We start from the raw sequence: 26,998 nt of genomic DNA, 5'->3' as shown, positions 1-26,998 counted from the left end.
TTAAATACCCCTAAGCATTGGGGGTAAACATGTCGCGTTTTCGTATACTTGCCGTTCTGGCCATGATCGGCGTTCTCGTGTCGTGCCTGTCGCCAGCACAAGCGCGGCAGCCCGGCATCGAGGCCTTCGTGCAAGCACCGAACCTGCGGCACGCCCGGCTGTCACCCGACGGGACCCGGCTGGCTTTCACTACGGAGCAGGACGGCGTTTCGGTTCTGATCGTTCGCGACCTGGCCAGCGGCGAGATCCAGGGCAGCCGTATCGACGATCTGCGCACGCACGGCCTGCGCTGGGCGAATGACCGGATACTCCTTCTCACAGCGAGCGAAGTGACCGATATCTGGGGGGTGGAGGGCCGGGTCGATTATCGCGCCCTGCTGGCCTTCGACACAGCTGGCGGCATGTCCTATCGCCAGCTGCTGCGCCGCTCGAACCGGCTCGGTCTCAATCTCAACCTCGCCGGCATTGCGGGTATCGATACGCAGACGGGACGCCTGATGATCCCCGCCTTCGATGACGACAGGCGGCTCAACCTGCTTTCCGTGGACCCCGCAGAAGGGACAGCCCGGACTGCAGCCCGCGGCAGTCGTGACACGCGGGACTGGGTCGTGGATGCGAGCGGCCAGCCGGCTGCGCGCATCGACTATTCCAACAACCGGAACCGCCAGACCCTGCGCATCCCCGGCGAAGGCGGTGGCTGGGCCGCGATCGATCAGGACGAGCGTGAGCGCCCGTCCTATTCCCTGCGCGGCTTCCTGCCCGACGGCCGCCTTGCCGTGTCGACACGGCCGATTCCCGGCCAGAACGCACCGGACCGGCGGAGCGGCCTGTTCGTCCTGTCGCTGGAGACCGGGGAGCTGGGCGAGACCCTGTTCGAACATGCACAGTATGATTATTCGCGCACCGTCATGGACCCCTACACCAATCTGGTTGTCGGTGTCGCCTGGACCGAGGATTTCGAGCAAACCACCTGGTTCGACCCCGATCTCGCAGCCCGGCAAGACATCGTCGATGCGTCCCTGCCCGGTCAGAATGCCCGGATGCAGAGCTGGGACCGCAACCGGACCCGCTTCGTTGTTGTTGCGGAGACCAGCGACATGCCGCCGGTCTATTATCTCTACGACGTCCAGGCACAATCCATCGACCTGCTCGGCGCCGCCTATCCCGACATCACACTGGATGTCCTGCAGCCACGCCAGCATATCCGCTACGAGGCCCGGGACGGCGTATCCATCGAGGCCTATCTCACACAGCCGGCGGGCGAAGGCCCCTTCCCGACTGTCGTTCTGCCACATGGCGGCCCGGCCTCAAGAGATAGCGGCGGGTATGACGATTTCGCCCATTATCTCGCTTCGCGCGGCTACGCCGTGGTCCAGCCGAACTTCCGGGGCTCCTCCGGTTATGGCTATCGGTGGCTGGAGGCCGGCTATGGCGAATGGGGAACCGGCGTCATGCAGCACGATCTCAGCGATGCCGTGGATCGTCTCGTCAACGCCGGCATTACCGCCCCGGACCGGGTCTGCATCGTCGGCGCGAGCTATGGCGGCTATGCCGCGCTGGCGGGCCTCGCCTTCACACCCGACCTGTATGCCTGCGGCATCTCCGTTGCCGGTGTCAGCGACCTGCCGGACATGATGGGCTATGTGCGCGAACGTTACGGACCGTCACACTGGATTCTCGACAGCTGGGAACGCCGCCTGTCCGGCAGCGACGAGGCCCAGACACAAGCCGCGCTGCGGGCCGTCTCGCCAGCGGCTCATGCCGAGCGGATAAGCGCGCCGGTTCTGCTGATCCACGGTCGCAATGACACCGTGGTTCCGATCGACCAGAGCCGGATCATGGAACGCGCGCTGCGGCGGGAAAATCACGACGTCCAGCTGATCACGCTCGATGACGGCGACCACTGGCTGACGAGCACAGAGATGCGCCGCCGCGTTCTGAGCGAGATAGAAACCTTCCTCGCCGAGCACATCGGCGAGTAGAGACAGCGCGCCGCCGGACCTGCCCTACCAGGGCAGGTCCTGGCCGGAGACGTGGAAGAAGCGGCCGGACATCGCCGGGTTGCCATAGGCGCGGGCGATCAGGTCCAGCTGGCCTTCCACGCTTTCCTGCACGGTAAGCTGGCCGTTCGGACCGCCCATATCGGTACGCACCCAGCCCGGATGCAGGATCAGGACGACAATGCCCCGATCGGCGAGGTCGAGGCTCAGGGACTTGCCGATCACGTTCAGTGCCGCCTTGGAACCGCGATAGCCATAGCCGCCACCGGAGCCGTTGTCGGCAATCGAGCCCATGCGCGAGGATTGCAGCGCGACGACCTTCATCTGCGAAGCGGCCACCTTGTCGGCGAACGCCTCGACGAGGGCCAGCGGTGCGATCGCATTGACCCGGAATTCCAGCGCCATCGCCTCGCCGCCCGCACTGCCGAAGCTGCGCGTTTCCGGCGACATCATGCCGGCATTGGCGAAGAGGAGGTCAATCGGGCCGTCGATCTCGGCGGCCAACCGCTTGGGCGATTCGAAGTCCGTTGCGTCATAGGCGACCACGTCCAGCTTGCCCTCGCCCTGCGGCAGGGCCTTCAGCTCGCTTGCAGCGTCCGGATCGCGCACCGCTGCCGTGACATGCCAGCCCCGCTCCAGCAATTGCCGGGCGTGCTCGAGGCCGAGACCGCGATTGGCACCGGTGATGAGGGCGTGAAACATGTCGTCTTCTCCGTTGTTCTCGATTCAGCGCGACCGTGATGGGCCATCCCGTGCGCCGCTTCAACTCTAGTGCTGCAGCCGGAAATGTCACCGTCCCGTCAGGGACAGCCAGGTCAGGCGCAATTGCCGCGGCAAAAGCGGCCGCTCCGGCGCGATCAGGTAGGGATTGTCCGGCAAGGCATCCAGATAGCCGCGCGCAAGGACCGCATAGCCCGTGGCCGGCAGCGCCGCCGCGGGCAAGGGTCCGGCGGCCTTGAGATCGGCCAGGGCCTGTTCGGCAGCGCGGCGCACCGGGACCACGGCGTGCTTCACCTTCTCCTCGCCCAGGCCCTGCGCCAGCATGGCCGGCGTCGCGCCCGCGTCCGACAGATCGTCACCGCCCACAGGTGCGCGTCCGATCTTCGCACGAACCGGAAAGGCCCGCAGCAACCCGGTCAGCCCCCAGGCGCGCCCGGCAGCCCGCAGGGTTTCGGGCGCAAGCTCCGCCTCGCACAGACGCAGCGCGAGGCCCATCAGCCGGCCGGCGGTCGCGTCGACATAGTCGAGCAGCACGTCCAGCGACGCATAGGGCCGCGCAGAGATATCGTCGAAACGGGCATCGATCAGCCCCTGCAGATCCTCAAGGGAAATCGTGCCGGTCAGCCCGGTCAGCCCCTCGGTGACGGCGTGGCGGCGAACCCTGGGTGTCTCGGCATACAGGTCGGCGACCGCGTCGTGCCACCATGTCAGCTTCATCTCGCCGATCATGCCTTCCGACGTCGCTTCGGCAATCCGCCCGATCTCCTGATTGAAGGCATAGAGGGCAAAAAGACGTGCGCGCACCTCTGCCGGTGCGAACAGCGCCGCAAGACGCCGGTCCGGGTCCGAAGCCTGCAGCATTTTGTCGAAATCAGTGTCCTGCATGCGACTTACCGGTAGACAGAGCCGCCGGCCACACCATATGTCCGGTCATAGAAAGACGGCCGAAAAGGCCACATAATGTCCCACCACTGGTCCAACGAGAGGTTCTCATGGCTTTCACCCTGCCCGATCTGCCCTACGCAAAAGATGCGCTGGCTCCCCATATCTCGTCTGAGACGCTGGATTTCCACCATGGCAAACACCACAACGCCTATGTGAACAATCTGAACGGCCTCGTCGAGGGGACCGACATGGCCTCGAAGTCGCTCGAGGACATTATCCAGGACACGGCCGGCAAGGCCGACAAGGCCGGCATCTTCAACAATGCCGCCCAGATCTGGAACCACACCTTCTACTGGCAGTCCATGCGCCCCAATGGCGGCGGCGCTCCGACGGGAAAGCTGGCCGAGATGATCGATCGCGATTTCGGCTCCTTCGACGCTTTCAAGGACGCCTTTGCCAAGGCAGGCGCGACGCAGTTCGGCTCCGGCTGGGCCTGGCTGGTGCTGGCTGACGGCAAGCTGGATGTGCGCAAGACGCTGAATGCGGAAACGCCGCTCACCGAAGCCGGCGTCACGCCGCTGCTGACGATGGATGTGTGGGAGCACGCCTATTATCTGGACTTCCAGAACCGCCGTCCGGACTACATCTCCACCTTCCTCGATCACCTGGTGAACTGGGAGTTCGCGGCCGAGAACCTCGCCGCCGCCTGATCCGCCATTTCCAGGCGAATTCGGGGTCGCCAACCCGGCGGCCCCGCCCTAACCTCCCCCTCGGTCGATAATCATCATCCCGAGGGGAGTTTTTAATGGCGTTCCGCACTGCTACCGCCGCGCTGGCCCTTGCCGCCTGCGGCTTCACCGCCCATGCCCAATCAGTCGAAGCGGTATCCGATCCGCGTGCGCTCGGCTTCGATCCTGTCGCCTTTGAAGCGCTGGATGCACGGCTTGAGACACTGTCGGCCGAGCAGGCGCGGCCGGGCTATGCCGCGATCATCGCGCGCGGCGACCGTATCGCCCATATCAGCGAAGCCGGCTTCATCAATATCGAGACCGGTGCCCCCTTCACGATCGACAGCCCGGTCCGCATCGCCTCGATGAGCAAGCCGGTGACGGCTGTCGCCACGATGATGCTGGTCGAGGACGGCCTGGTGGGGCTGGACGATCCGGTCAGCGATTACATTCCGGCTTTCGCCGATATCGAGGTCGCCGTCAGCCTGATGGCGGACGAGGCCGGCGAGATCCAGACGCGTCCGCCGGAGACCGTGATGACGGTCCGTCACCTTCTCACGCACACGTCCGGCCTGGGCTATATCTTCGATAACCGGACCGATCTGGGCCGGCTCTACATCGAGAACTCGCTCTATTCCGGCGAGGGCAATCTGGAAGCCCGTATGGAACAGCTGGCCGCCCTGCCGCTCTACAATGATCCGGGCGACACCTGGCAATATTCCTACGCCAATGACGTGCTCGGCCGCGTGGTCGAAGTCGCCTCGGGCATGCCGCTCGAGGACTTCATGGAGACCGAGATCTTCGAACCGCTGGGCATGCATGCGACCGGTTTCTTCTTCGACGACGTCAATTTTGACGAAGCCGACATGTCTCCGCTCTACGTCCATGCCGAGGACGGCAGCCTGGTCGAGTATGCCGAAGCCTTCATGCCGGATTGGGCCTCCGGCGGCGGCGGCCTCGTCTCGACGGCCAGCGATTACATCCGCTTTGCGATGATGCTGGCGAATGACGGTGCCCTGGGCGATGTGCGGATCCTGGAGCCTGAAACACTGGCCCTCATGGCGAGCCCCCAGGTCACGGCTGAACAGCTGGGAGACAGCTGGCAGGGGCGCAGCTATGGCTTTGGTGTCGATGTGGTCCTGCCGCCGGCCGATGGTGCCGATCCGGCCGGCATTCCCGGCGATTTCAGCTGGGGCGGGATGTTCGACACCGACTTCTTCATCAGTCCTGCGACCGATGTCAGCGCCGTGATCATGACGCAGATCCAGCCTGGCCCTTATCGCGCAGAGCCGCGCACCAGCGCCGTCTTCCGCCCGATGGTCTATGCGAGCTTCGCCTTCGACTGACAACTGCAGGACCTGCGACGGAGATACCGGGGCAGCGGCGTTGAACAGGCGAGACGGACGCCCCTCGCTGTTCCCCTGTCCGCCTCGCTTACATGTCCCCCCTGACATGTCACAGGGCCCGCCAATGGCGGGCCCTGTTTGCATTCGGGATACTGCGGAGGCGACGCGCTACTGGTCGGAGCTCTCACCGCTGTCGCGTTGCACCTGCGTGAACAGCAGAAGCGGCGACGCCACGAAGATCGAGGAATAGGTACCGATCACGATGCCCCAGATCATCGCAAAGGCGAAGCCTTCCAGCGATGCTCCGCCGATCAGGTAGAGCGAGATCAGCGCGACCAGCGTCGTCGCCGAGGTCAGGATGGTGCGCGACAGCGTGTCGTTGATCGACAGGTTGAGCACTTCCGGAAGCGGCATCTTCTTGTACTTGCGAAGATTTTCCCGGATCCGGTCATACACGACGACGGTGTCGTTCATCGAGTAACCGACAATGGTCAGGATCGCCGCCACGGTGGCGAGGTCGAAGGTCATCTGGGTGACCGAGAACATGCCGACCGTCGCAATGACGTCGTGGATCAGGGCGACGATGGCGCCGACCGAATACTGCCATTCGAAGCGGAACCAGATGTAGATCAGCATCAGGAACAGCGCGACGCCGATCGCGGTGAAACCGGTCACCACCAGCTCGCCGGACACGGCACCGCCGATAACGGTCGTTCCGCGCAGCTGCGCATCCGGGAAGTTCTCGGCGATAGCCGCTTCCAGCGTTTCGCGTGCGGCCTGGTTGGCGCGTTCCGCTTCCGCCCCCTCGCCCGGCTGCAGCGGCAGGGCAATCAGGATCGTGTGGCGGGCCTCCAGCGAATTGCCGGCCTCCTGGATACGCGGTTCACCGAGCTCCAGCGCCGACACAACAGTCCGCACATCCTCGATCGAGGTTTCCGGTGCCGTTTCCACCTCGGTCTGGATACCGCCGCGGAAATCGATACCGAAATTGATACCGACATTGGCGAACTCGAACAGCGAGAACAGCAGCACCAGGGCCGACAGGCCGAGTGCAAAGAAACGCATCCGGATGAAGGGGACATTGCCGGTGACCGGCAGGTATTTGACGAGAGCAAGTGACATCTCAGCCTCCCTTACAGCGGCAGCGACTTGGGCTTGAACGCCCGAAGCCAGAGAACCGCCAGCAGGCGGGAGAACACGAAGGCGGTGAAGACCGAGGTCAGGATGCCGACACCGAGCGTCACGGCGAAGCCGCGCACCGGACCGGCACCAAGCATGAACAGCACGGCCGCCGCGATGAAGGTGGTGATGTTGGCGTCGAGGATCGCCGCCAGGGCCCGCTCATAGCCGGCCTGGATGGCATTGGCCGGTGTCCGCCCGTGCCGGCTCTCCTCGCGTATGCGCTCGAAGATCAGCACGTTGGCATCCACCGCCATACCGATGGTCAGGATGATGCCCGCGATACCCGGCAAGGTGAGCGTCATGCCCAGCCCGGACAGACCGCCCAGGATCAGCACCACATTGACCAGCAGGGCCAGCGTCGAGAAGACGCCGAAAATGCCGTAGGCGGCCAGCATGAAGACGATCACCGCCGCAAAGCCGATGACGATCGCCAGCGTGCCGCTTTCGATCTGGTCACGGCCGAGGCTGGCACTCACCGTGCGCTGCTCCACGGGCGTGAGCGTGGCCGGCAGGGCACCGGCATTGAGCAGGATGACCAGCTGCGATGCCGTCTCGTAGGTATAGCCGCCGCCGATGACACCGGAACCGCCGAGGATCGGTTCATTGATCCGCGGCGCCGTGATGATCTCGTTATCCAGCACGATCGCGAACTGGCGGCCGCGATTGTTTCGGGTGACATCGCCGAAGATCAGCGCGCCCTGGGTGTCCAACCGGAACCCGACCACCGGACCGACATAGCTGGGGTGCTGCGTCACATTCGACTGGGTGAGGTTCTCACCCGTCAGCAATTGCCGCGTCTCGACCGCGAGATACTGCACCGGCTGGGTATTGGCGACCGGATAGATCGTCCGTCCCGGCGGCGTGCGCGCCTGGCCATTCGGCCCGGGATTGATCGTCGTGTCGACCAGGTGGAAGCTCAACGCGGCCTGCGTCGCCACCAGATCGATGATTTCCTGCGGGTCGTCCGCGCCGGGCACCTGAACCATGACGCGGTCGGCGCCGGCACGGGCGATCGTCGGATCCGTCGTGCCCAGACCGTCGAGACGGCGGCGGATCACCGTGATCGACTGGCTCAGCGTGCGCTGGCGGATCGCGGTGAACTGCTCGTCCGTCACGGAAATGCGGATCGCGCTTGGATCCTCGCCATCGCGCTGCATGTCGTACATCTGCGCCAGGCCGGGCTGGCCGAGCTCGGTGGTCACCGGTCCGTTGAGCTCGCGCAGACGCTCGAATGCCTCGTCGCGCTGCTCCTCGCGGATCATCAGCACAACGACTTCCTCGCCCACCACAGCCACAGAGCGCGGCAGGAGCGGCGGATCGTTGCGCAGCGTCTGGCGGACATCGGCGGCCAGGCTTTCCAGCTGGGCCGTGCGCACCTCGTTCATGTCGACTTCGAAGACGATGTAGGAACCGCCCTGAAGGTCGAGACCGAGATTGATGGTGCTGCTGGGGATGTAGCGCCAGATCCCGCGCGGTTCGCGACTGCCGTCCGCCTCGTTGATCTGGTAGCGCACCGTTTCAGGCACCAGGTTCGGCAGGGTGTAAAGCGCCCCGGCCAGGACCACGAGAAAAATGGTAAGGAGTTTCCAGCGCCCGAAATGCAGCATGGCAGCGCGGCCTTTTCAGCTAGACGGTCTGAAGATCAGTCGGACTTGGCGTCGTTGGCCGGCTTCGGCTCGGGACGTCCGCGCACCGTGGCGATCGTCTGGCGAACCACGCGCACTTTCACGCCCTCGGACAGCTCGATCGTGACTTCCTCGTCAGCGACCTTGGCGATCTTGCCGATCAGGCCGCCCTGGGTGATGACCTCGTCACCACGCTTGAGACCTTCCACCATTTCCCGGTGTTCCTTGGCGCGCTTTTGCTGCGGGCGGATGAGAAGGAAATAGAACACCAAGCCCATGAGGATGAGCATGGGGATCGGAGAGGCGAGAAAGGCTTCCATGATAACGCAAAGACCCCGGATTGCTGGGCGATGGGGACCGGCTTGGCCACCCGCGCCAGGAAAAGATTAGCGCGGGACTATATCGGTGCAGGGCTGTGTTGCAACAAGGCCTGACTGTAACCGGCCTGTCCGGCGGTCATCGCAGGTAGTTCATCGGGTCCACGGGATTGACGCCATTGCGGATCTCGAAATGCACCTGCGGCCTGTCGACCGAGCCCGTCGAGCCCGCCTCGGCGATCACCTGCCCCTGACTGACCTGGTCGCCCTCGCTGACCAGCAGTCGGGAATTGTGGGCGTAGGCTGTGACAAAACCGCCCGTATGACGCACCAGCACGAGTTGGCCATATCCGGCCAGTTCACTGCCCGCATAGACGACCTGACCTGCCGCGGCAGCACGGACGCTTTCGCCGGCACGCGCCGCGATATTGATACCGTCATTGCGGCCGCCATCGGGCTTGTTGCCGAAGCTGGAAAGAACCGATCCGCGCACAGGCCAGTCGAAACGCGGCGAGCCGGAGGTGGCCGGCGGACGGCGCTGCTCGGGCGGCGGCGAAGACGCGGTCGAGCGGGAACTGGCAGACGGATCGCGGCTGGCCAGATTGACCACTGTCGCGCCCTGGGGCAGCCGGATCTGCTGACCGACTTCCAGATTATAGGGTGCCGATATGCCGTTGTGGGCGGCCAGCTGCTGGAACGGAATGCCGTAGCGCAGGCCGATCCGGTAGAGATTCTCGCCGCGCTGCACGACATGCATCAGCGGCCGCGGCATCGACAGGACCTGCCCGACATTCAGCGTGTAGGGCCGGTAGAGACTGTTGGCCGCCGCCAGCTCTTCCATCGGAACGCTGCACATAACGGCAATCTCGGACAGGGTGTCACCACGCTGCACCGTGTAAGCGCTGCCGCAATCGCGCGGCGTCACCCGTGCCGGCGGCGTGGGGCGCGTGTTGGCACTGGTAGGATAGCGGTTCTCGACGCGTGCCGGTTCGCGCGGCGTTGTCGCGCAGGCGGCAAGCCCCGCGCACAGGGCCGCAATCAGGCAAGTCATTGTCGAAAGACGCATCGCGAGAATCCAGCTCCTGAAGCGAACCGCGCCATCAATCCATGACAACGCTTAACCGCCAGTTATCCAAGGCTTCGGTTCAACCCCTGACGGCAACTATTATGGACGCCCCATCGCGAGCGTCCAGACTTGCCGGAAAATGGGGCGGAAAATGGGGCAAAAAACGGGTACGACTGTGATCGGCACGTCACGGGTCAGAGCGCCCTCGCCTCGCCCTTCACCAGCGGCACGAAGCGCACATCCATCAGGTCCGTTTCGACGATATTGTCGCCCTCGCGCACATAGCGCACCAGCACCTGCTTGATGTCACGATCGACCGGCGCCACGGCGATACCGCCATCCTTGAGCTGTTCGAGAATCGCGTCCGGACGCTGCGGCGCGGATGCCGTCAGGATGATGCGATCGAACGGCGCCTGCTCCGGCCAACCCTGTGTGCCGTCGCCGATCCGGGTAACGATATTGGTCAACCGCAGCGCCTCAAACCGGGCCTCGGCCTCGCGCGACAGCGTGCGATAGCGCTCGACCGTGTAGACCCGCCGCGCCAGCCGGGCGAGCACGGCGGCCTGATAGCCCGACCCCGTGCCGATCTCCAGCACCTTGCAGCGATCGTCCAGCTTCAGCGCCTGGGTCATCAGGGCGACGATCAGCGGCTGGGAGATGGTCTGGCCGCAATCGATCGGCAGCGCCCGGTCGTCATAGGCCTGATCGCCGAACCGGTCGGGCACGAAGAGATGACGCGGCGTGCGCTCGAGCGCACCCATCACCTTCGCGTCGGTCACACCACCGCCGCGCAGGCTCATGACCAGCTGGATCATGCGCGGATCGGGCAGGTTCATCGGATCGTCCCTTCGATGCCGTGCGGTTGTGCGCAAGCGGCTCAGCTCTTTGGCGGAACCCCGCCGAGCATCCGCTTCAGATTGCCCAGAGTTTCGCCGTGCGTGAGGTCCATGTGAAGGGGGGTGACGGAAATCTTGCCGTCATAGACCGCCTTCAGGTCCACGCCTTCAGGCGGATTGGACAGGATGCCCTTGAAGGCGAGCCAGTAGTAATCCATGCCGCGCGGGTCTGTGCGGTGTTCGGCGTGCAGGATGTGCTGGTCGCGGCGGCCCTGGCGGGTCACCTCGACCTCGGTCACATCCTCCGGCTTGCGGTCCGGGAAGTTGATATTGATCAGCACGTCCTCGGGCCATTTCAGATCGAACAGACGGCGCAGGATCGGCGCGCCGTAAAGCTCGGCCGTCTCCCACTCGATCGGATCGCCCTTCTTGAAGCCATAGGCCTGCGACAGCGCGACCGAGGGGATGCCCAGCTGCATGCCCTGCATCGCGCCGGCGACCGTGCCGGAAAAGGTCACGTCCTCGGCGATGTTCTGGCCCCGATTGACGCCGGACAGGACGAGGTCCGGCTTCTTGTCCGGGATGATGTCCTGAACGCCCATCAGCACGCAGTCGGTCGGCGTACCGGAAACGGAGAAACGCCGCTCATCGTACTGGCGCACACGCAGCGGCGAATGCAGGGTCAGCGAACGCCCGGCGCCTGACTGTTCCTCGGCCGGCGCGACAATCCAGACATCGTCCGACAGGTCCCGCGCGATCTTCTCCAGCACTTTGAGCCCGTGGGCCCGGATGCCGTCATCATTGGTGAGCAGAATGCGCGGATTGTCAGGGATCATGGGCTGGGCGTCCTTCGGCTTTCTTTCGGTCGCTTCTAGGGGGTTCCCGGCAAGGCGGCAATCAATGCATCAGTTCCGCGATCACATTCCCGCCAGACGGAACGTTTCACGAACGCATATTTCGTGATATCACAATTGGAGATATTCAGGAGTCGATCATGGGCCAGCCCCGCGAACATTTTTCCGCCGATTTGGACGCCGCCCAGCTTGCCGAGCTGAAAGCGCTCGCCGAAGCGGAAGGGCGCGAGCTCCGGGTGCTGGTCGATGAGGCGATTGCCGCGCTGCTGGCCCAGAAGCGCGCGCCGGAAGCTCAGCCCGGCGTTGCGGAGCTGCTGGACCAGTCGATACTGAAATACGACAAGCTCTACCGGAAGCTTGCCGAGTGACCCGCACCTATCTGACGAAGCAGAGTGTCCTGTTCATTCACAGGCGTCAGATCGAGATATTTGGCGGCAGCGACGGCCTCCGGGACGAAGCGGGGCTTGAGTCGGCGCTGATGCGCCCACAGACGGGCTACTACGTCGACTTGATCGCGGAAGCCGCCGCGCTTTGGGAAAGTCTTTCGCAAAATCATCCCTTTATCGACGGGAACAAGCGAACGGCTTTCTCATCCGTCAACATCTTCCTCGGTCTGAATGGTCTGGAGATCACGGTTTCCGTCGAAGCGGCTATCGACTTCATCCTCGGCCTCTACGAAGCCGGCGAGCTCCGCTTCGAGAAGCTGGAGCCCTGGCTACGGGCGCATACCGCAACGCGTTAAGTCATGGGGACGTGTACCTGCGGTACGCGTCCCCGGAAGACTTCTTATCCCCTTTCCTCCCCAACGTGAGTTGGGGAGGTGGATCGCCGCGTGAGCGGCGAGACGGAGGAGCCGCTGGAGCGAAGCGCAGGCGGAATGTCCAAATCAGGCTCGGCCGCGCCCCGTTCAACCCGACGCGCCGCATCGGCCCACTTCCCCACGTGCTGCGGGGAAGAAAACGATCAGCCGATCCGCTCCACACCGCCCATATACGGGCGCAGCACGTCCGGCACGGTGATCGAACCGTCGGCGTTCTGGTAATTCTCCATCACCGCCAGCAGGGCGCGGCCCGTCGCCACGCCGGAGCCGTTCAGCGTGTGCAGGAAGAGCGGACGTTTTTCGCCCTCCTTGCGGAAGCGGGCATTCATCCGCCGGGCCTGGAAGTCGCCGCAGTTCGAGCAGGACGAGATTTCGCGATAGCTCTTCTGGCTCGGCACCCAGACTTCCAGGTCATAGGTGCGCTTGGCCGAGAAACCCATATCGCCCGAACACAGCAGCATCACGCGGTAGGGCAGGCCCAGCAGCTGCAGCACCTTTTCCGCACAGCCGGTCATGCGCTCCAGCTCGCCGGCGCTTTCGTCGGGCGTCGTGATCGCCACCATTTCCACCTTGTGGAACTGGTGCATGCGGATCATGCCGCGCGTGTCGCGGCCGGCCGAACCGGCCTCGGCCCTGAAGCACGGCGTATGCGCCGTCATGCGCATCGGCAGCGCACTTTCCGGATGGATCGCCTCACGCGCCAGATTGGTCAGCGGCACTTCAGCCGTCGGGATCAGCCAGCGATGGTCGGTCGTGCGGAAGAGATCGTCGGCGAATTTGGGCAGTTGCCCGGTGCCGAACATCGCCTCGTCACGCACCATGTAGGGCGGCGAGACTTCCAGATAGCCATGCTCGGACGTATGCAGGTCGAGCATGAATTGTGCGAGTGCACGCTCGAGACGCGCCAACGGCCCTTTCAGTGCCACGAAGCGCGCGCCCGACAGGGCGGCCGCGCCTTCGAAATCCATCTGGCCGAGCCCCTCGCCCAGATCGACGTGATCCTTCGGCTCGAAATCGAATTCGCGCGGATCGCCCCAGCGGCGCTGTTCGACATTGCCCGCCTCGTCTTCGCCGGCCGGCACGCCCTCTTCGGGCAGATTGGGCAGCGCGGCGAGGTGCTGGCTCAGCGTCTCGTCGAAATGGCGCGCCTGCTGACCGGCCTCTTCCAGCACGGTCTTCAGGCGATCGACTTCGCTGCGCAGACGGTTGAACTCGTCCTCATCGCCCGAGGCCTTTGCCTTGCCGATCTGCTTGGACAGCGCATTGCGCTCCGTCTCGGCTTCCTGCTGCTTGGTCAGGGCTTCGCGGCGCTGCGTGTCGAGGGCGATCAGCTGGGAGGATTGCGGTTCCAGGCCGCGCAGGGCGAGGCCCTGGTCAAAAGCTTCGGGATTGTCGCGAACGAGCTTGATATCGTGCATGGCTGGAACCGTTGTCTGGAACAGGTGGAAACGCGGCTATAGCCGCGCCCGGGCGCGGCGTAAACCGGATCAGGAGGCAGAGGAGCCTTCGTCCTCGCCGCGCTCTTTCGGTTCCATCAGGTGCATGGCCCCGATCGATACGAAATAGAGCAGCAGGAGCGCCCCGCCGAGCATGATCTGGCTGATCGGATCGGGCGGGGTCGCAAAGGCGGCGAACAGGGCGATACCGACCACCGCAAAGCGCCAGCCCTTCAACAGGGTCTGCGCACGCAGGATGCCCGCCTTGGCCAGCAGCATCAGGAAGACCGGCATCTGGAAGGATATCCCGAACACCAGCATCAGCGTGGTGATCAGGTTCATGTAGTCGGACACGTTCAGCAGCAGCTCGATCCGTGTGCCTGCGAGCTCCGGCACCTGTTCCTGGCCCAGCGAGAAGCGCATCACCATGGGCAGGACGAAATAATAGACAAAGGCCACGCCGAGGCCGAACAGGATCGGGGAAAGCGCCAGGAAGGGCGCGAAGGCGCCGCGCTCATTCTTGTAGAGCCCCGGCGCGACGAAGCTGTAGACCTGCCAGGCGATGACCGGGAAGATGACAATGATCGCGCCGACCAGCGACAGCTTCAGGCGCACGAAGAAGAATTCCAGCGGCGCGAAGAAATTGGCCGTCAGGTTCAGCTCCTCCACCGGCACACCCCGCACGGCCGCCGCGGCGTCGCGATAGGGGATGAGCAGCAGCTGGTAGAGCTGGCTGGAGAAGATGAAACAGGTGATGAAGCCGACCGTCAGGCAGGCAATGATGATGATCAGCCGCGAGCGCAGTTCGATCAGGTGGTCGATCAGCGGTGCCCGGCTCGCCTCGACTTCATCGTCCTCGACATGACCCATGGCGGCTAACCGTCACCCCGTTCCGGCAGGCTGGCCGGCTTGTCCGGCTGCGCAGCGGCAATCTTCTGCCGGCGCACCTCGTCATCACCGAAGCGGGCTTCATAGGCGACCTTGTCGACCTCGCCGCGGACTTCCTCGACCGGGTTGGACTTTTTCAGGGCCTCGATTTCCTTGCGCAGCTCGGCGAGCTCGGTCTCGCGACCGATTTCCTCGAAGGAGTTCTGGAAGTCCTTCGCCATGGCGCGCATCTGGGCCATCATCTGACCGACCTTGCGCATCATGACAGGCAGCTGCTGCGGCCCGACGACAACAAGCGCCAGGACCAGAACCACCATCAGTTCCGGCATGCCGATGCCGGGGCTCATCGCCTAGCTCCCGGTCTTTTCGTCGTCGCGGGTTTCGCTGCCGAGCGCGGACGCCTCGTTCGAGGCCGACTGGCTGTCGTCCTCATCCTTGAGGCCCTTGCGGAAACTCGTGATACCCTTGGCGAAATCACCCATTACGGAAGCGATCTTGCCGCGCCCGCCAAACAGCAGAACGGCGAGCAGGACGACCAGCAGGATTTGCCACATACCCGGAGCCATATGCCCCTCCGACTTGAAGAACTCGTTCTGATCTACTGCGTTTGCTGCGCTGCGTCCAATCCCGGCCTCAGGCGGCGCCGTCCGGATCGTCGTCACTTTCCATGAAGTCGACATGGAAGGCGTGAATTTCCTCGTCGTCCAGCGGGTCCTCGATCAATTCGGGTTGTTCGACGCGTGACGGATCGGGCACGGTGAAATCGGGCGGAAGGCGCGCATCGAGCAGGCCGGCGGCCTTGAGGTCGGCCATGCCGGGCAGATCACCGATCGTCGACAGCGAGAAATATTCGAGAAACTGTGACGTCGTGCCGTAGGTAATCGGACGGCCCGGCGTGCGGCGGCGGCCGCGCGGCCGGATCCAGCGCAGCTCAAACAGGAGGTCCAGCGTGCCCTTGGAGACCGCCACACCGCGGATCTCCTCGATCTCGGCCCGCGTCACCGGCTGGTGATAGGCGATGATCGACAGGGTCTCCAGCGCCGCCTGGGACAGCTTGCGCGGTTCCTGGCGGACTTCTGTGAGCACGTCGGCAAGGTCCGGCGCCGTTTCGAAACGCCAGCGCCCGCCGACTTCCGTCAGACGCACACCGCGTTCCTCATACTCGGCGGCCAGCGTTGCCAGCAGCACCTGGACATTCGCCTCGAGCGGCAGGCGCCCGATCAGGGTCTCTTCGTCCAGCGGCTCGTTGGCGGCGAACAGAAGGGCTTCGAGAATGCGCAGATTCTGGCGCTCGGTATTCACGGCCAGATGCACGCCCAGCGCCTTGGAGGCCTCGTCATCCGCCAGCACGGACGGACCCTGCCGGTCCGCGCGCTCGCGCAGCGCCGCGATCGCATCGGAAATCGCGTCGCTCGTCTTGCCGTCTTCGTCGTCAGTCATGCTCTGCGTTGTCCCCGGCCGCCCGAACGTAGAGCGGGGCATAGGCCTCGCGCTGACGCAATCGTGCATGGCCTTCCTTGGTGATTTCAAGGGCGGCCAGCATCGAGCTGGCCCGCACGGAGCGCAGAGGCGGTGGATTGGCGCCCAATTCCCCCATATCCGGCAACAGGGTATCCAGATCGCGCCAGTCGCGGATTTCCGGCATCAGCTTGTCCAGCCGCTGGCGGGCCGCATCGAGCTGGTAGACCCGTGGCGATGGCGGCCGGTAGGAGGAGCGCGCCTGCCGGATCCGGCGGCGCGAATAGGCAGAGAGGAGGTCGTGCAGGTCGGCCTCGTAGATCACCGAGCGGGTCGAGCGGACACCGTCAGGCTGGCCCCCGGGATGCACATCCGTGTGCAAAAGCGGCTGGGCGAACAGGGCCTCGCCAGCGGCGCGCATGGCTTCCAGGCGCCGCAGACGGAAGGCCAGCGCCGCGGCCATCACCTCGGCCGGCGCCTCGTCCTCATCCTTCTTCGGCTTGGGCAGCAGCATTTTCGATTTCAGGAAGGCCAGCCAGGCCGCCATCACCAGATAGTCGGCGGCCAGGTCGAGCCGGCGGCGGCGTGCCGCTTCCATGAATTGTAGATATTGTTCGGCCAGTTCCAGGATCGAGATCCGGGCCAGATCGACCTTGCGCTTGCGGGCCAGGGCCAGGAGCAGGTGGAGCGGACCTTCGAAACCGTCCAGATCGACGATCAGGGCATCGGCTTCCGCCTCTTCGGCGGCTTCAAACCGGACGTCCTCCTCGAACTCCTCGATCAAGTTTCGCTCCGACACGTGAGCCGCCCCGCTAGCCTGTGACAGGTTCAAGCAAGGCATTCAGCCGCGATTCGGCGTCCTGCGGGTCGAATTCTTCGATCGTCCCGCGCACCGCGGCAGCGGCATCGGCCCGTTCCAGGCGTTTGCCGTCCAGCCTTGCGGCCCCTTCAGCGACAGCCTTCATCTCCGACATGTCGCCATTGCAATGGAGCAGCATATCACATCCGGCCTTCAAGGACCGCTCGCCACGCTCGCGGAATGTCCCCTCCAGCGCCTTCATGGACAGATCGTCGGTCATCAGGAGACCGTCAAAACCGATCTCGCCGCGGATCACCTTTTCCACGACATCCCGCGACTGGGTCGCCGGGGCGCTGTCATCGATATCGGCGTAGACGATGTGGGCCGTCATCGCCATCGGCGCATCGTTCAGGGCCTTGAAGGGCGCAAAATCGGTCTCCGACAGCAGGCCGTGCTCTTCCGGCACGACGGGCAATTCCAGATGACTGTCAGCCTTCGCCCGGCCGTGACCGGGAATGTGCTTGACGATCGGAGCGACACCGCCGGCCATCAGCCCTTCCATGGCGGCGCGTCCGAGATGGGCGATGGGCTCCGGCGTGGTCCCGAAGGCGCGATCGCCGATAATCGCGTCGGCGCCCTTGATCCGCAGATCGGCGACAGGGGCGCAGTCGACATCGATCCCGACCGCACGCAGCTCGTGCGCGAGCAGGCGATGATTGAGCCGTGTTGCCTCGATCGCCGCTTCCTCGTCCTTCAGATAGAGATCGGCAAAACGCTGGGCGGCCGGTGCAGCCCGCCAGGTCGGTGGCTTGAGACGCGCCACGCGCCCGCCTTCCTGGTCGATCAGGATCGGGACATCCCGGCCGACGCAATCGCGCAGCTCCAGCGTCAGCCGGGAGAGCTGGCGCACGCCTTCGACATTGCGGGCAAACAGGATGAAGCCCCAGGGATCGGCATCGCGAAAGAAGGCTTTTTCTTCCGGATCGAGCGTCAGGCCGGCCAGGCCATAGATCGCCGAGGACACGCCGCTCATCGGCGCGCCACCAGGCAATCCTGGCCGCGGCCCTGCAGGGTCGAGCAGAAGCCGACCGCGTCATCGCGCGTCTCGAAGGCCGCGATGCGCAGGCGGTGATAGGTGCCGCGATTGGGAATCTCGACCTGCGCCACATCCGGTGCCAGGCCGGAGGCAATGTCGGAGAAGCGCGTGCGGAAGGCGACCCAGGCCGCTTCGGCGTCGGCTTCGCTGCGGAAGGCGGCAATCTGGACCACCCAGTCGCCATTGCGGTTCACCGCAGGGGCCGTCTGAGCCGGTGCGGGGTCTGGGCGGGTTTCCGCCGGAGCGGGTTCGGGTTCCGGATCGCGCGGAGCAGGCTCGGGCTCCGGCTCGCTCTGCGCCGGTGTTGTTTCCTGCGTCTCGGCCGGACGCTCAGGCGCCTGGCGCGGCGTAACGTCCTCGCCGGTCTCGTCGGCATCGACCGTCTCGACCCGCAGGGCCGGACGGCTGTCCTCGATCGGCTCTTCCGGCGCCGGGCGCAGGGAGACCGGACCGTCACCCTCATCGCTGTCGCCGGTCAGGCGATCATAGACTTCCAGATCCGTATCGGGCGTCTCCTCGCCGCCCGGATCGGCCGGGCGCTCGCGATAGGGTTCCTCATTGGGAACAAGACGCGGTGCGCCATCACGGCCGCTCTCGCGCAGGCCCTGATTATAGGCGCTCCAGACGACACCGAGAAACAGGATGAAAACCGCCAGCGCCGCCGTCAGCAGCAACGGGCCGCGGCGCGCGTCTTCCTCGCGCGCATCGAAAGTGGAGAACTCGTCCGCCGGCGGGGCATAGGCGCCGATGCGGCTGTCATCATCCTTGTCGGTCATCGTGCTCTGGCGTCTCACAGCTCCTGCGGCAAGCGAATCGCTTCCCGCGCGAAAAACGATAGCACCGGATGGCGCCGCAATTCATGCGCCGGTGCAGCCCGGTGCGGCCACATCCGGCAGCCTGGCTCAGAAATATCCCTGAACCGTGAACAGGCGGCGGTGTTCCTCAACGGCGAACCGGTCGGTCATGCCGGCGATGTAGTCGCAGACATGACGCGCCGACTCGGCCGTACCGGCGCCCTGCATCCCCGCCTGAACATCGGTCGGCAGCACGCCGGGATCGTTGAGATACAAGTCGAACAGATCGCGCATCACGCGTCCGGCCTGGCTCATCATCCGGTTCACCTTGTAATGCCGGTACATGTGGGCAAAGAGATGGCGGCGCAGCGCGGCCAGGTGCAGCACCATCTCCTCGGAGAAGGCGACGACCGGCTGATCGAGCCGGCGCAGATCCTCGGCCGTCTCCGGCCGGGCCGCATCCAGCCGCCGGCGCGTTTCCTCCAGCACATCCCCCACCATCACGCCAATGAGATCGCGCACCGCTTCGTGGATGACAATCGTGCGCGGCTGGCCGGGCCAGCGCTTCTCGACGCGGCGGAAAATCTCGCCGACCAGCGGCAGTTCCAGCAGGGGCTCCAGCTGCAGAAGGCCCGAGCGCAGACCGTCATCGATATCGTGATTATTGTAGGCGATATCGTCGGACAAGGCCGCGATCTGGGCTTCCAAGCCGGCATGCGTGTCGAGTTCCAGCTCGCGCCAGCCGTCATAATCGGTGAAGGCCCAGGCCAGGTCGTCCTCGCCCGAGGCCTCGGTGAGTAGCGGCCCGTTATGCTTGACCACACCTTCCAGGGTTTCCCAGGTCAGGTTCAGCCCCTCGAACTGCGGATAGCGCACCTCCAGCTTGGTCACCACGCGCAGGGTCTGGGCGTTGTGGTCGAACCCGCCATAATCCTTCATGCGCTGGGCCAGCACGCGCTCGCCCTCATGACCGAAAGGCGGATGGCCCAGATCGTGCGCCAGGGCCAGCGCCTCGGCGAGATCCTCGTCGGCGCCCAGCGTGCGCGCCAGGGTGCGGGCGATCTGGGAGACTTCCAGGGAGTGGGTCAGACGGGTGCGATACTGGTCGCCCTCATGGGCCACGAAGACCTGGGTCTTTTCCTTCAGGCGGCGGAAAGCGGCCGAGTGAATGATGCGGTCGCGATCGCGCTGGAAGGCGTTGCGCATGGCGCTGTCGGGCTGGTCGAACCGGCGGCCGCGGGATCGCGACGGGTGGCAGGCAAAGGAGGCTCGGCTTCGGTCGGTCGCCGCAATCGTCATATCGGGGCCTTTCATCGGCGCACTTGGCGGTCCATATACGGTATGACGTTGCGAAACTGAATGCCCCAACGGGTTTTGCCATGACAGCCAATGTGACCCTCTCGGCCTCCGCGGCCAAACAGATCAACACCATCCTCGCCGGCCAGACGGCGGGAACGCTGCTGCGCGTGGGCGTGGAAGGCGGCGGCTGCTCGGGATTTTCCTACACATTCGCCCTCGATGCCGATGTCCGCGAGGACGATCAGCTGATCGAACGTGACGGCGCGAAAGTCGTGATCGACGAAGCCTCCCTGCCCTTCCTGGAGGGTTCGGAGATCGATTATGTCGACGAGCTGATCGGCGCCGCCTTCAAGATCCACAACCCGAACGCCACCGCCGCCTGCGGCTGCGGGACGAGCTTTTCGATCTGATTGCGGCGCCTGCCGCCAATCTCACCCCCAGCCCATACAGCACCGTCATCCCCCGGCTTGTCCGGGGGACCTCCGCTACCCTGATGGCGGCGCATGCAAGTGGGTGACTTTCCTCGAACCGGCGAGCTGAGGTCCCCCGGATCCCTGCTGACGCAGGGACCGTGGGATGACGGGTGTTTTACTGCCAACAGCAGGATCAGCCCGGCTTCGGCGCCACATCCGGCAGCGGGAAGAGGCCCGGCAGGCGTTCCGCCAGCGCCCTGTCGCCCTCCACCTCGATCACGCGATCAGCCTCCAGTGCGGCCAGCGGTACACCGCCATATATCAGGCCGGCCAGCGCTTCGCCGGAACCGGTGAGAACAAGATCGGGCGTTGCACTCTCCCCCGGATTTATCGTCAGCTCACCCTCCGCGATGCGGCAGGTCAGCCGGGTCACGCCGATCCGGAAATCGATCGTGGCGGCGAGATCTCCGGCCTGGTCGGCGCTGAACATGGTGCGCAGCGACAGCATGAAGGACGCGGCGCTGAAGCATGTTCCGGTATTCCAGGGTGAGCGCGCCGCCCAGCGGCCAAGCACTTCGAAGATCGGGCCGCTCTCAGCCCCCCACTCCGTCAGTTCATACACCCTCACCGCAGCAGGCGGCGGCAGTTCGCGGCGTTGGACCACGCCTGCGCCTTCCAGACCTTCCAGCCTCTGCGTGAGAATGTTGGCACTGATACCGGGCAAGGCAGTGCGAATATCCGTGAAGCGCTTCGGCCCGGTGTGCAGCTCGCGCACGACCAGCAGCGCCCAGCGTTCCCCCAGAATCTCCATGGCATGCGCGGCTGCACAGGCATCGTCATACCGCTTCGGAGGCCCTCGGAATTCCGAGTTAGTTATTTTTTGTGACTTCATAGTTGCTTTTTATAATTCAGTTCGGCAGGATCGCCAAGACCAACACCGGAGGAACCCCTATGCCGCAGATGATTTTCGTCAACCTGCCCGTCACCGATCTTGAGCGGTCGATTGCCTTTTACCAAGCCGTCGGCGCCGTGAAGGACGAGCGCTTCTGCGACGACAGTGCCGCCATGATGAACTTCTCGGACACGATCAGCGTGATGCTGCTGACGCACGAACGCTTCAGCCAGTTCACCGACCGCAAGATCGTGGATGCCCACACGTCGGCGCAGGTGCTCAACTGCCTGTCGCGCGAGAGCCGCAACCATGTCGACGAGACCGCCGGGAAGGCGGGCGAGGCAGGTGGCCGGGTCGATCCCTGCCCGCCGCAGGAATACGGCTTCATGTACGGGCGCAGCTTTGCCGATCCCGACGGGCACATCTGGGAGCTGGCCTGGATGGACGTCGAGGCCGCCATGAAAGCCGGCCAGGAAATGGCCGACGCCTGACAATCCTTTCAATCAACCCTGGAGAAATACATTCATGACTTATATCAGCGGCATGGTCGCCCCTGTCCCGACCGCCAACCGGCAAGCATTTCTGGATCACGCCCGCCAGGCGGCCGAGCACTTCAAGAAGCACGGCGCCCTGAGCATCATGGAGGGCTGGGGCGATGACGTGCCGGACGGAGAAACCACGTCCTTCCCCATGGCCGTGAAACTGAAGGACGACGAGACCGTCGTGTTTTCCTGGATCGTCTGGCCCTCGAAAGAGGCCGCCGACACGGCCTTCCAGGCCATGATGGAAGACCCGGCCTTCAGTCCGGAGACCAATCCCATGCCGTTCGACGGCCGCCGCATGATCTTCGGCGGCTTCGTGCCGGTATTCGAGGCCTGATACCGATCCCGGCGCGCGACCGGCTTCCGGTTCGCGCGCCGGACCTCTAGTCTCGGGACAAACAGATATCAGGTTGGTCCCCATGACGCTTTCCGTTTCCGATGCGCTCAGACAGCGCATCTCCACGCGCGCTTTTCTCGACACCCCGGTCAGCGAGGATCAGGTCCGCAGCCTCCTGGAACTGGCCAGCCGCGCCCCGTCCGGCGGCAATCTCCAGCCCTGGCAGGTCCATGTCGTCGCCGGCGAGGCCCGCCAGCGTGTCATCGACGCGGTGAAGGCCAGCCAGGCCGAGCACTTCAAGGGCGAGCCGGAGCTGGAATACCGCGTCTACCCCAAACCTCTGGAGGAACCCTGGTATTCGCGCCGTTTTGCCTGTGGTGAGGCGATGTATGCCTCGATCGGCATCGACCGCGAGGACAAGACCGGGCGGCTGATTCAGTTCGCCCGCAATTTCGAGTTTTTCGGCGCGCCGGTCGGCCTCTTCGTCTCGCTGCACAATTCCATGCAGCCCGGCCAGTGGTCCGATTGCGGCATGTTCATCCAGTCCTTCGTGCTCGCTGCCGAAGAGGCCGGTCTTGCCACCTGTTGCCAGGAATTCTGGGCGGCCTTCCCGAAAGCCGTCAAAGGCGCGGTGGGCATCGGCGACGACTACACCCTGTTCTGCGGCATCGCCCTGGGCCATGCCGACCCGGACGCGCCGATCAACACGACGCGCACGGCACGGGCGGGCGTCGACGAGTTCGCACGGTTCGAGGGTTTCTAGACCCGGCAGTCGAACTGGCCGCCGCAAAAGGCTGCGAGCACGGCAAACCAGCCCAGAAGGCCGACCAGCGCGACCGCTTGATCCACCGGCGATGTCAGGATCCGCAGTCCTCCCCGCTTTCCTCTCCGGCGAAACGGCTTAAGCTGCCCGCACACCGTCAAGAAGGGCCGATATTGCCATGACCCTGACCGTTGCTTCCTGGAACGTCAATTCGATCAAGGCGCGCCTGCCGAACGTGCTGGACTGGCTCAGGGAGGCCGCGCCCGACGTGGTCTGCCTCCAGGAGATCAAGACGGTCGACGAGGGCTTCCCGCGCGAGGAGATCGAGGCGCTCGGCTATAATGTCGAAACCCATGGCCAGAAGACCTATAACGGCGTCGCGATCCTGTCGAAATTCCCGATAGAGGAAGCACTGCCCCGCCTGCCCGGCGATGACGATGACGACCAGGCGCGCTATCTGGAAGCGGTGATTTCCGCCGAGAGCGGCCCGGTGCGTGTCGCCTCCATCTACCTGCCCAACGGCAATCCGGCGCCCGGTCCGAAATACGACTACAAGCTGGCCTGGATGGAGCGCCTGCGCCGCCATGCGCAAAAGCTGCTCGCCTTCGAAGAACCGCTGATCCTGGCGGGCGATTACAACTGTATCCCGCGCGACAGCGATTGCTGGGATCCGGCCGTCTGGGCCGACGACGCCCTCGCCCTGCCGGACACGCGCGCCGCCTTCCGCGCCCTGAAATGGCTCGGCTTCACCGAAGCCTTCGAACAGGTCGACGGGCGCGGCCACCAATACACATTCTACGATTACCAGGCGGGCCGCTGGCAGAAGGGTCACGGCATCCGGATCGACCATCTCCTGTGCTCGCCGCAGGCCGCCGACCGGCTGGAAGGCGTGGAAATCCACACCAAGACGCGCGGCAAGGAAAAGGCCTCCGACCACATCCCGATCGTCGGCAGTTTCGCGCTGTAGGCCCGTCCCTCAGTCCACGCCGACCCCGGCACCTGCCTCCATCGCACCGATCACAGTGGCATCCGTATGACCGTGCTGGCGGAACACCTCCAGCACGGCATCGACGCTGTCCGGAGCACAGGAGACCAGCAGCCCGCCGCTGGTCTGCGGGTCGCACAGCAGGGCGCGCTCCACCTCGCCAAGACGGGGCGCGAGCGTCACACTGTCTGCTACAGCAGTCCAGTTGCGTCCGGATGCTCCGGTCTTGATCCCCTCGCCCGCCAGCTTGCGGGCCGCGTCAAACACCGGCACGCGATCCCACTCCACGACCGCCCGAAGGCCGCTGCCCTGGGCCATCTCCGTCAGATGCCCCAGCAGGCCGAACCCGGTGACATCCGTAGCGGCATGGACACCGGGCATGCCGGACAGCGCTGCGCCTGGCGTATTGAGCCGCGTGGTCGAGGCAATCATCTGGGCATAGGCGTCATCGCCCAGCTGGCCGCGCTTCAAAGCCGCCGAATAGATGCCGATCCCAAGGGGCTTTCCGAGGATGAGGACATCGCCGGCCTTCGCTCTTGCATTCGCCAGCAGGCGGTCAGGATGCACAAGGCCCAGCGCCACGAGACCGTAGATCGGTTCGGCCGCATCGATGGAATGACCGCCGGCGACCGGCGCGCCCGCAGCCTCGGCGACCGAGCGGCCGCCCTCCAGGATCAGGCGCACGGTCTCGCGCGGCAGCGCATTCACAGGCATGCCGACAATGGCGAGGCAGAAGATCGGCGTCGCGCCCATGGCATAGACGTCCGACAGCGCATTGGTCGCGGCGATACGGCCGAAGTCGAACGGGTCGTCGACGATCGGGGTGAAGAAGTCGGTCGTCGCCACGAGGGCGGTCTCGTCATTGATCCGCCAGACCGCGGCATCGTCGCGCGTGGCGGCGTCGACCAGCAAATCCTTCGGCATGGGAAACCCCGACGGAGCGCCCAGAATATCCGTCAGGACGGCCGGATCGAGCTTGCAGCCGCAGCCGCCGCCATGCGCCAGCGATGTCAGCCGCACTGCCTGTGTGTCATCCGTCATCCCGTACCGCTCCGTTTTCGCTAGTCTGGACCCCGAACAGGGGATCGACGCCACATGCCGCGCCTTGCCTACACAGATGACCTATCGGCGGAGGAATTGGAACGCTTCGATGTCATCATCGATGTGCGCTCCCCGTCCGAGTTTGCCGAAGACCACCTGCCCGGCGCCATCAACCTGCCGGTCCTGGACGATGCCGAGCGCGCCCGCGTCGGCACGCACTACACCCAGGTCTCCGCCTTCGAGGCACGGCGCATGGGGGCCGCGCTGGTCTCGCGCAATATCGCCCGGCACCTGGAGACGGCGCTGGCAGACAGGCCCAGAGACTTCAAACCGCTGATCTATTGCTGGCGCGGCGGGATGCGGTCGCAATCCATGGGACTGGTGCTCGCTTCGGTGGGCTGGAAGGCGACGCTGATCGAGGGCGGTTATCGCACCTGGCGGCGCAAGGTCGTCGCGGCGCTGGAGACCGGCAATGCCCCGCACGTCGTGTTGATCGACGGCCAGACGGGGACCGGCAAGACCGCCCTGCTGCACGCGCTCGCTGCCCGGGGCGAACAGGTGATCGATCTGGAAGGCCTGGCCCATCATCGCGGCTCGATCTTCGGCGATTTCGCCGGCACGCCCCAGCCCGGTCAGAAGGCCTTCGAAACCGCCCTGCACGACCAGCTGCGCCGGATGGACCCGTCGCGCCCGGTCTTCGTGGAGGCCGAGTCACGCCAGGTCGGGCACCGCCGCGTTCCGCCGCGCCTGTGGGACGCCATGCAGGCCGCGCCGCGCATCACGGTCACCGTTCCGGTCGACGAACGCGCCCGCTATCTCGTCGAGGCCTATCCCGACCTTCTGGCGGATGCGGACAAGCTGGAGGCGGCCTTCGAAGGCCTCAAACCCTTCCACGCCAAGACCCGCATCGCCGAATGGCGGGCGCTCGCAGACGCCGGCGACTGGCACGCGCTCGCCCGGGCGCTGATCACGCAGCACTACGACCCCGCCTATAACCGTGCCCGCAAGCGCGGGACACAACGCGGCGGCGGTCATACCCTCGAGATCCCGCGTCTGGATGAAGACGGGATCGCCGCAGCGGCCCGGCGGATCGTCTCGATGGCCGCCGGAATGCCGCGGCCTATTCAGGCTGGATGAGCGCGTTGAGGACTGCGGCTTGTCCGTTGAGCACCTGGCCCCACGTATAATCGCCCCAGCTCCAGCCCGTATTGATATCGAAACCGACCTGCCGCGAGGCTCCGTCTGCCAGCTGGACGGACAGGTATTGCCCCGCACTGATCTGGGCATGAGCCTGCGTCCGCGCGGTCGAGAGCGACATGACAGAGCCAGCCGCCTCCCGCGCCGTCGAGAACTGCAGCACGATCTGGGAAACGGGCGCTGCGCCATTCGACTGCAGCCCGTAGAGCGGCGCCGCGAAGACCGGTGTGAAATCCGTATTGCCGTCGACGCACCGCGAGAGCCCCGCGGTAAAGGGGGTTTTCGACGTGTTCTCCACCGTCATCTTGTCGGCAGGCCCCGCCTCCTTGACCGGCCCGCTTCCTCCCGCGCCGACCTGCCAGGTCTGGCCCAGATCGATCGCCGTACTGTTGCCGACCGATATCGTCTTTCCCGCCGCGATTGCCGACGTCGAGGTATAGGCCTCGACATCGGTCGCGAGCGCCAGCGAGATCGTCTGCGTCAGCACCCGTTCGACATGCCAGATCGTCGGCAGGGCGGCCGCATTGTCGATCTTCACGGCGCAGCTTGCATAAAGCGCGTAGCCGCCATTCGTCAGCGCCGTCTGGGTCGCGCTGTCCAGTGTAATGACAACAGGTCCGGGGGCAGAAGCGGCCATCGCGTGCTTTCCTCCTGGCGCAAGGGCAGGCGGGACCGTTGC

At 65.0% G+C, this 26,998-nt stretch carries 31 protein-coding genes; 11 read left to right on the top strand and 20 right to left on the bottom strand.

What is annotated here, in order from left to right:
- Positions 1–29: 29 nt before the first annotated feature.
- Positions 30–1,982, top strand: coding sequence for a S9 family peptidase (locus tag ABJO18_RS07435; RefSeq protein WP_348506957.1), 1,953 nt, complete (start codon positions 30–32; stop codon positions 1,980–1,982).
- A 24-nt stretch (positions 1,983–2,006) separates the two neighbouring features.
- Here ABJO18_RS07435 and ABJO18_RS07430 read toward each other — a convergent pair whose 3' ends face one another.
- The gene (locus ABJO18_RS07430; RefSeq protein WP_348506956.1) at positions 2,007–2,702 is read right to left on the bottom strand and encodes an SDR family oxidoreductase; all 696 of its coding nucleotides are present in this window, start codon (positions 2,700–2,702) and stop codon (positions 2,007–2,009) included.
- Between the two features lie 87 nt (positions 2,703–2,789).
- Positions 2,790–3,605: a squalene/phytoene synthase family protein gene (locus ABJO18_RS07425; protein ID WP_348506955.1), complete on the bottom strand. Its 816-nt coding sequence runs from the start codon at positions 3,603–3,605 to the stop codon at positions 2,790–2,792.
- A gap of 107 nt (positions 3,606–3,712) precedes the next feature.
- On the opposite strand from ABJO18_RS07425, the gene ABJO18_RS07420 reads away from it, so the two are divergent.
- Entirely contained in the window at positions 3,713–4,315 is a 603-nt protein-coding gene (locus tag ABJO18_RS07420) for a superoxide dismutase (protein ID WP_348506954.1), read from the top strand.
- 95 nt (positions 4,316–4,410) lie between these two features.
- Positions 4,411–5,679 carry a serine hydrolase domain-containing protein gene (locus ABJO18_RS07415; RefSeq protein WP_348506953.1) on the top strand — a complete coding sequence of 423 codons (1,269 nt, stop codon included), beginning with the start codon at positions 4,411–4,413 and terminating at the stop codon, positions 5,677–5,679.
- Positions 5,680–5,847: 168 nt separating this feature from the next.
- On the opposite strand, the gene secF is transcribed toward ABJO18_RS07415, so the two are convergent.
- From secF to surE, 6 genes are all read right to left on the bottom strand, one after another.
- Positions 5,848–6,801 (bottom strand): protein translocase subunit SecF, encoded by a 954-nt coding sequence (gene secF / locus ABJO18_RS07410; RefSeq protein WP_291887542.1) that lies wholly within the window; start codon positions 6,799–6,801, stop codon positions 5,848–5,850.
- 11 nt (positions 6,802–6,812) lie between these two features.
- Positions 6,813–8,468, bottom strand: coding sequence for a protein translocase subunit SecD (gene secD / locus ABJO18_RS07405; RefSeq protein ID WP_348506952.1), 1,656 nt, complete (start codon positions 8,466–8,468; stop codon positions 6,813–6,815).
- A 35-nt stretch (positions 8,469–8,503) separates the two neighbouring features.
- Positions 8,504–8,806: a preprotein translocase subunit YajC gene (yajC, locus tag ABJO18_RS07400; protein WP_271185200.1), complete on the bottom strand. Its 303-nt coding sequence runs from the start codon at positions 8,804–8,806 to the stop codon at positions 8,504–8,506.
- A 136-nt stretch (positions 8,807–8,942) separates the two neighbouring features.
- Positions 8,943–9,869, bottom strand: a complete 927-nt coding sequence (locus ABJO18_RS07395; protein ID WP_348506951.1) for a M23 family metallopeptidase — start codon at positions 9,867–9,869, stop codon at positions 8,943–8,945.
- Between the two features lie 194 nt (positions 9,870–10,063).
- On the bottom strand, positions 10,064–10,705 hold the full coding sequence (locus tag ABJO18_RS07390) for a protein-L-isoaspartate(D-aspartate) O-methyltransferase (protein WP_271185198.1): 642 nt from the start codon (positions 10,703–10,705) through the stop codon (positions 10,064–10,066).
- Between the two features lie 41 nt (positions 10,706–10,746).
- The gene (gene surE / locus ABJO18_RS07385) at positions 10,747–11,541 is read right to left on the bottom strand and encodes a 5'/3'-nucleotidase SurE (protein WP_348506950.1); all 795 of its coding nucleotides are present in this window, start codon (positions 11,539–11,541) and stop codon (positions 10,747–10,749) included.
- A 158-nt stretch (positions 11,542–11,699) separates the two neighbouring features.
- On the opposite strand from surE, the gene ABJO18_RS07380 reads away from it, so the two are divergent.
- Together ABJO18_RS07380 and ABJO18_RS07375 are read left to right on the top strand one after the other, a co-directional pair.
- Positions 11,700–11,927, top strand: coding sequence for a hypothetical protein (locus tag ABJO18_RS07380; protein ID WP_348506949.1), 228 nt, complete (start codon positions 11,700–11,702; stop codon positions 11,925–11,927).
- Positions 11,924–12,301 carry a type II toxin-antitoxin system death-on-curing family toxin gene (locus ABJO18_RS07375; RefSeq protein WP_348506948.1) on the top strand — a complete coding sequence of 126 codons (378 nt, stop codon included), beginning with the start codon at positions 11,924–11,926 and terminating at the stop codon, positions 12,299–12,301. Before ABJO18_RS07380 ends, ABJO18_RS07375 begins: the two co-directional genes overlap by 4 nt.
- A 221-nt stretch (positions 12,302–12,522) precedes the next feature.
- On the opposite strand, the gene serS is transcribed toward ABJO18_RS07375, so the two are convergent.
- From serS to ABJO18_RS07330, 9 genes are all read right to left on the bottom strand, one after another.
- The gene (serS, locus tag ABJO18_RS07370; RefSeq protein ID WP_348506947.1) at positions 12,523–13,797 is read right to left on the bottom strand and encodes a serine--tRNA ligase; all 1,275 of its coding nucleotides are present in this window, start codon (positions 13,795–13,797) and stop codon (positions 12,523–12,525) included.
- Between the two features lie 69 nt (positions 13,798–13,866).
- On the bottom strand, positions 13,867–14,685 hold the full coding sequence (tatC, locus tag ABJO18_RS07365) for a twin-arginine translocase subunit TatC (RefSeq protein WP_348506946.1): 819 nt from the start codon (positions 14,683–14,685) through the stop codon (positions 13,867–13,869).
- A gap of 5 nt (positions 14,686–14,690) precedes the next feature.
- Positions 14,691–15,050, bottom strand: coding sequence for a Sec-independent protein translocase protein TatB (tatB, locus tag ABJO18_RS07360; protein WP_348506945.1), 360 nt, complete (start codon positions 15,048–15,050; stop codon positions 14,691–14,693).
- A 3-nt stretch (positions 15,051–15,053) separates the two neighbouring features.
- Positions 15,054–15,269: a twin-arginine translocase TatA/TatE family subunit gene (locus ABJO18_RS07355; protein ID WP_271185192.1), complete on the bottom strand. Its 216-nt coding sequence runs from the start codon at positions 15,267–15,269 to the stop codon at positions 15,054–15,056.
- 67 nt (positions 15,270–15,336) lie between these two features.
- Positions 15,337–16,143, bottom strand: coding sequence for an SMC-Scp complex subunit ScpB (scpB, locus tag ABJO18_RS07350; RefSeq protein WP_348506944.1), 807 nt, complete (start codon positions 16,141–16,143; stop codon positions 15,337–15,339).
- The gene (locus tag ABJO18_RS07345) at positions 16,136–16,960 is read right to left on the bottom strand and encodes a ScpA family protein (protein ID WP_348506943.1); all 825 of its coding nucleotides are present in this window, start codon (positions 16,958–16,960) and stop codon (positions 16,136–16,138) included. Before ABJO18_RS07345 ends, scpB begins: the two co-directional genes overlap by 8 nt.
- Before the next feature lie 13 nt (positions 16,961–16,973).
- Positions 16,974–17,993 (bottom strand): beta-N-acetylhexosaminidase, encoded by a 1,020-nt coding sequence (gene nagZ, locus ABJO18_RS07340; RefSeq protein ID WP_348506942.1) that lies wholly within the window; start codon positions 17,991–17,993, stop codon positions 16,974–16,976.
- Entirely contained in the window at positions 17,990–18,832 is an 843-nt protein-coding gene (locus ABJO18_RS07335) for an SPOR domain-containing protein (protein WP_348506941.1), read from the bottom strand. The genes nagZ and ABJO18_RS07335 overlap by 4 nt, the downstream gene beginning before the upstream one ends.
- Before the next feature lie 126 nt (positions 18,833–18,958).
- Entirely contained in the window at positions 18,959–20,164 is a 1,206-nt protein-coding gene (locus ABJO18_RS07330) for a deoxyguanosinetriphosphate triphosphohydrolase (protein ID WP_348506940.1), read from the bottom strand.
- Between the two features lie 65 nt (positions 20,165–20,229).
- Between ABJO18_RS07330 and erpA the strand changes: the two genes are divergently transcribed.
- The gene (erpA, locus tag ABJO18_RS07325) at positions 20,230–20,559 is read left to right on the top strand and encodes an iron-sulfur cluster insertion protein ErpA (protein ID WP_291887581.1); all 330 of its coding nucleotides are present in this window, start codon (positions 20,230–20,232) and stop codon (positions 20,557–20,559) included.
- A 196-nt stretch (positions 20,560–20,755) separates the two neighbouring features.
- Here erpA and ABJO18_RS07320 read toward each other — a convergent pair whose 3' ends face one another.
- Positions 20,756–21,373, bottom strand: coding sequence for a winged helix-turn-helix transcriptional regulator (locus ABJO18_RS07320; RefSeq protein WP_348506939.1), 618 nt, complete (start codon positions 21,371–21,373; stop codon positions 20,756–20,758).
- A gap of 140 nt (positions 21,374–21,513) precedes the next feature.
- Between ABJO18_RS07320 and ABJO18_RS07315 the strand changes: the two genes are divergently transcribed.
- From ABJO18_RS07315 to ABJO18_RS07300, 4 genes are all read left to right on the top strand, one after another.
- A complete protein-coding gene (locus ABJO18_RS07315; RefSeq protein ID WP_348506938.1) occupies positions 21,514–21,945 on the top strand; it encodes a VOC family protein in 432 nt (143 codons plus the stop codon).
- A 34-nt stretch (positions 21,946–21,979) separates the two neighbouring features.
- The gene (locus ABJO18_RS07310; RefSeq protein WP_348506937.1) at positions 21,980–22,333 is read left to right on the top strand and encodes a DUF1428 domain-containing protein; all 354 of its coding nucleotides are present in this window, start codon (positions 21,980–21,982) and stop codon (positions 22,331–22,333) included.
- An 82-nt stretch (positions 22,334–22,415) separates the two neighbouring features.
- Entirely contained in the window at positions 22,416–23,096 is a 681-nt protein-coding gene (locus ABJO18_RS07305) for a nitroreductase (protein ID WP_348506936.1), read from the top strand.
- Positions 23,097–23,274: 178 nt separating this feature from the next.
- Positions 23,275–24,063, top strand: coding sequence for an exodeoxyribonuclease III (locus ABJO18_RS07300; RefSeq protein ID WP_348506935.1), 789 nt, complete (start codon positions 23,275–23,277; stop codon positions 24,061–24,063).
- 9 nt (positions 24,064–24,072) lie between these two features.
- Here ABJO18_RS07300 and selD read toward each other — a convergent pair whose 3' ends face one another.
- Positions 24,073–25,122 carry a selenide, water dikinase SelD gene (selD, locus tag ABJO18_RS07295; protein WP_348506934.1) on the bottom strand — a complete coding sequence of 350 codons (1,050 nt, stop codon included), beginning with the start codon at positions 25,120–25,122 and terminating at the stop codon, positions 24,073–24,075.
- Between the two features lie 54 nt (positions 25,123–25,176).
- On the opposite strand from selD, the gene mnmH reads away from it, so the two are divergent.
- Positions 25,177–26,259: a tRNA 2-selenouridine(34) synthase MnmH gene (gene mnmH / locus ABJO18_RS07290; RefSeq protein ID WP_348515818.1), complete on the top strand. Its 1,083-nt coding sequence runs from the start codon at positions 25,177–25,179 to the stop codon at positions 26,257–26,259.
- Here mnmH and ABJO18_RS07285 read toward each other — a convergent pair.
- A complete protein-coding gene (locus ABJO18_RS07285; RefSeq protein WP_348507990.1) occupies positions 26,243–26,956 on the bottom strand; it encodes a hypothetical protein in 714 nt (237 codons plus the stop codon). The genes mnmH and ABJO18_RS07285 overlap by 17 nt on opposite strands.
- Positions 26,957–26,998: the final 42 nt, after the last annotated feature.

The sequence above is a fragment of the Maricaulis sp. genome (assembly GCF_039978735.1).
Lineage (GTDB): Bacteria > Pseudomonadota > Alphaproteobacteria > Caulobacterales > Maricaulaceae > Maricaulis.
This window is presented reverse-complemented; position numbering and strand designations above follow the sequence as displayed.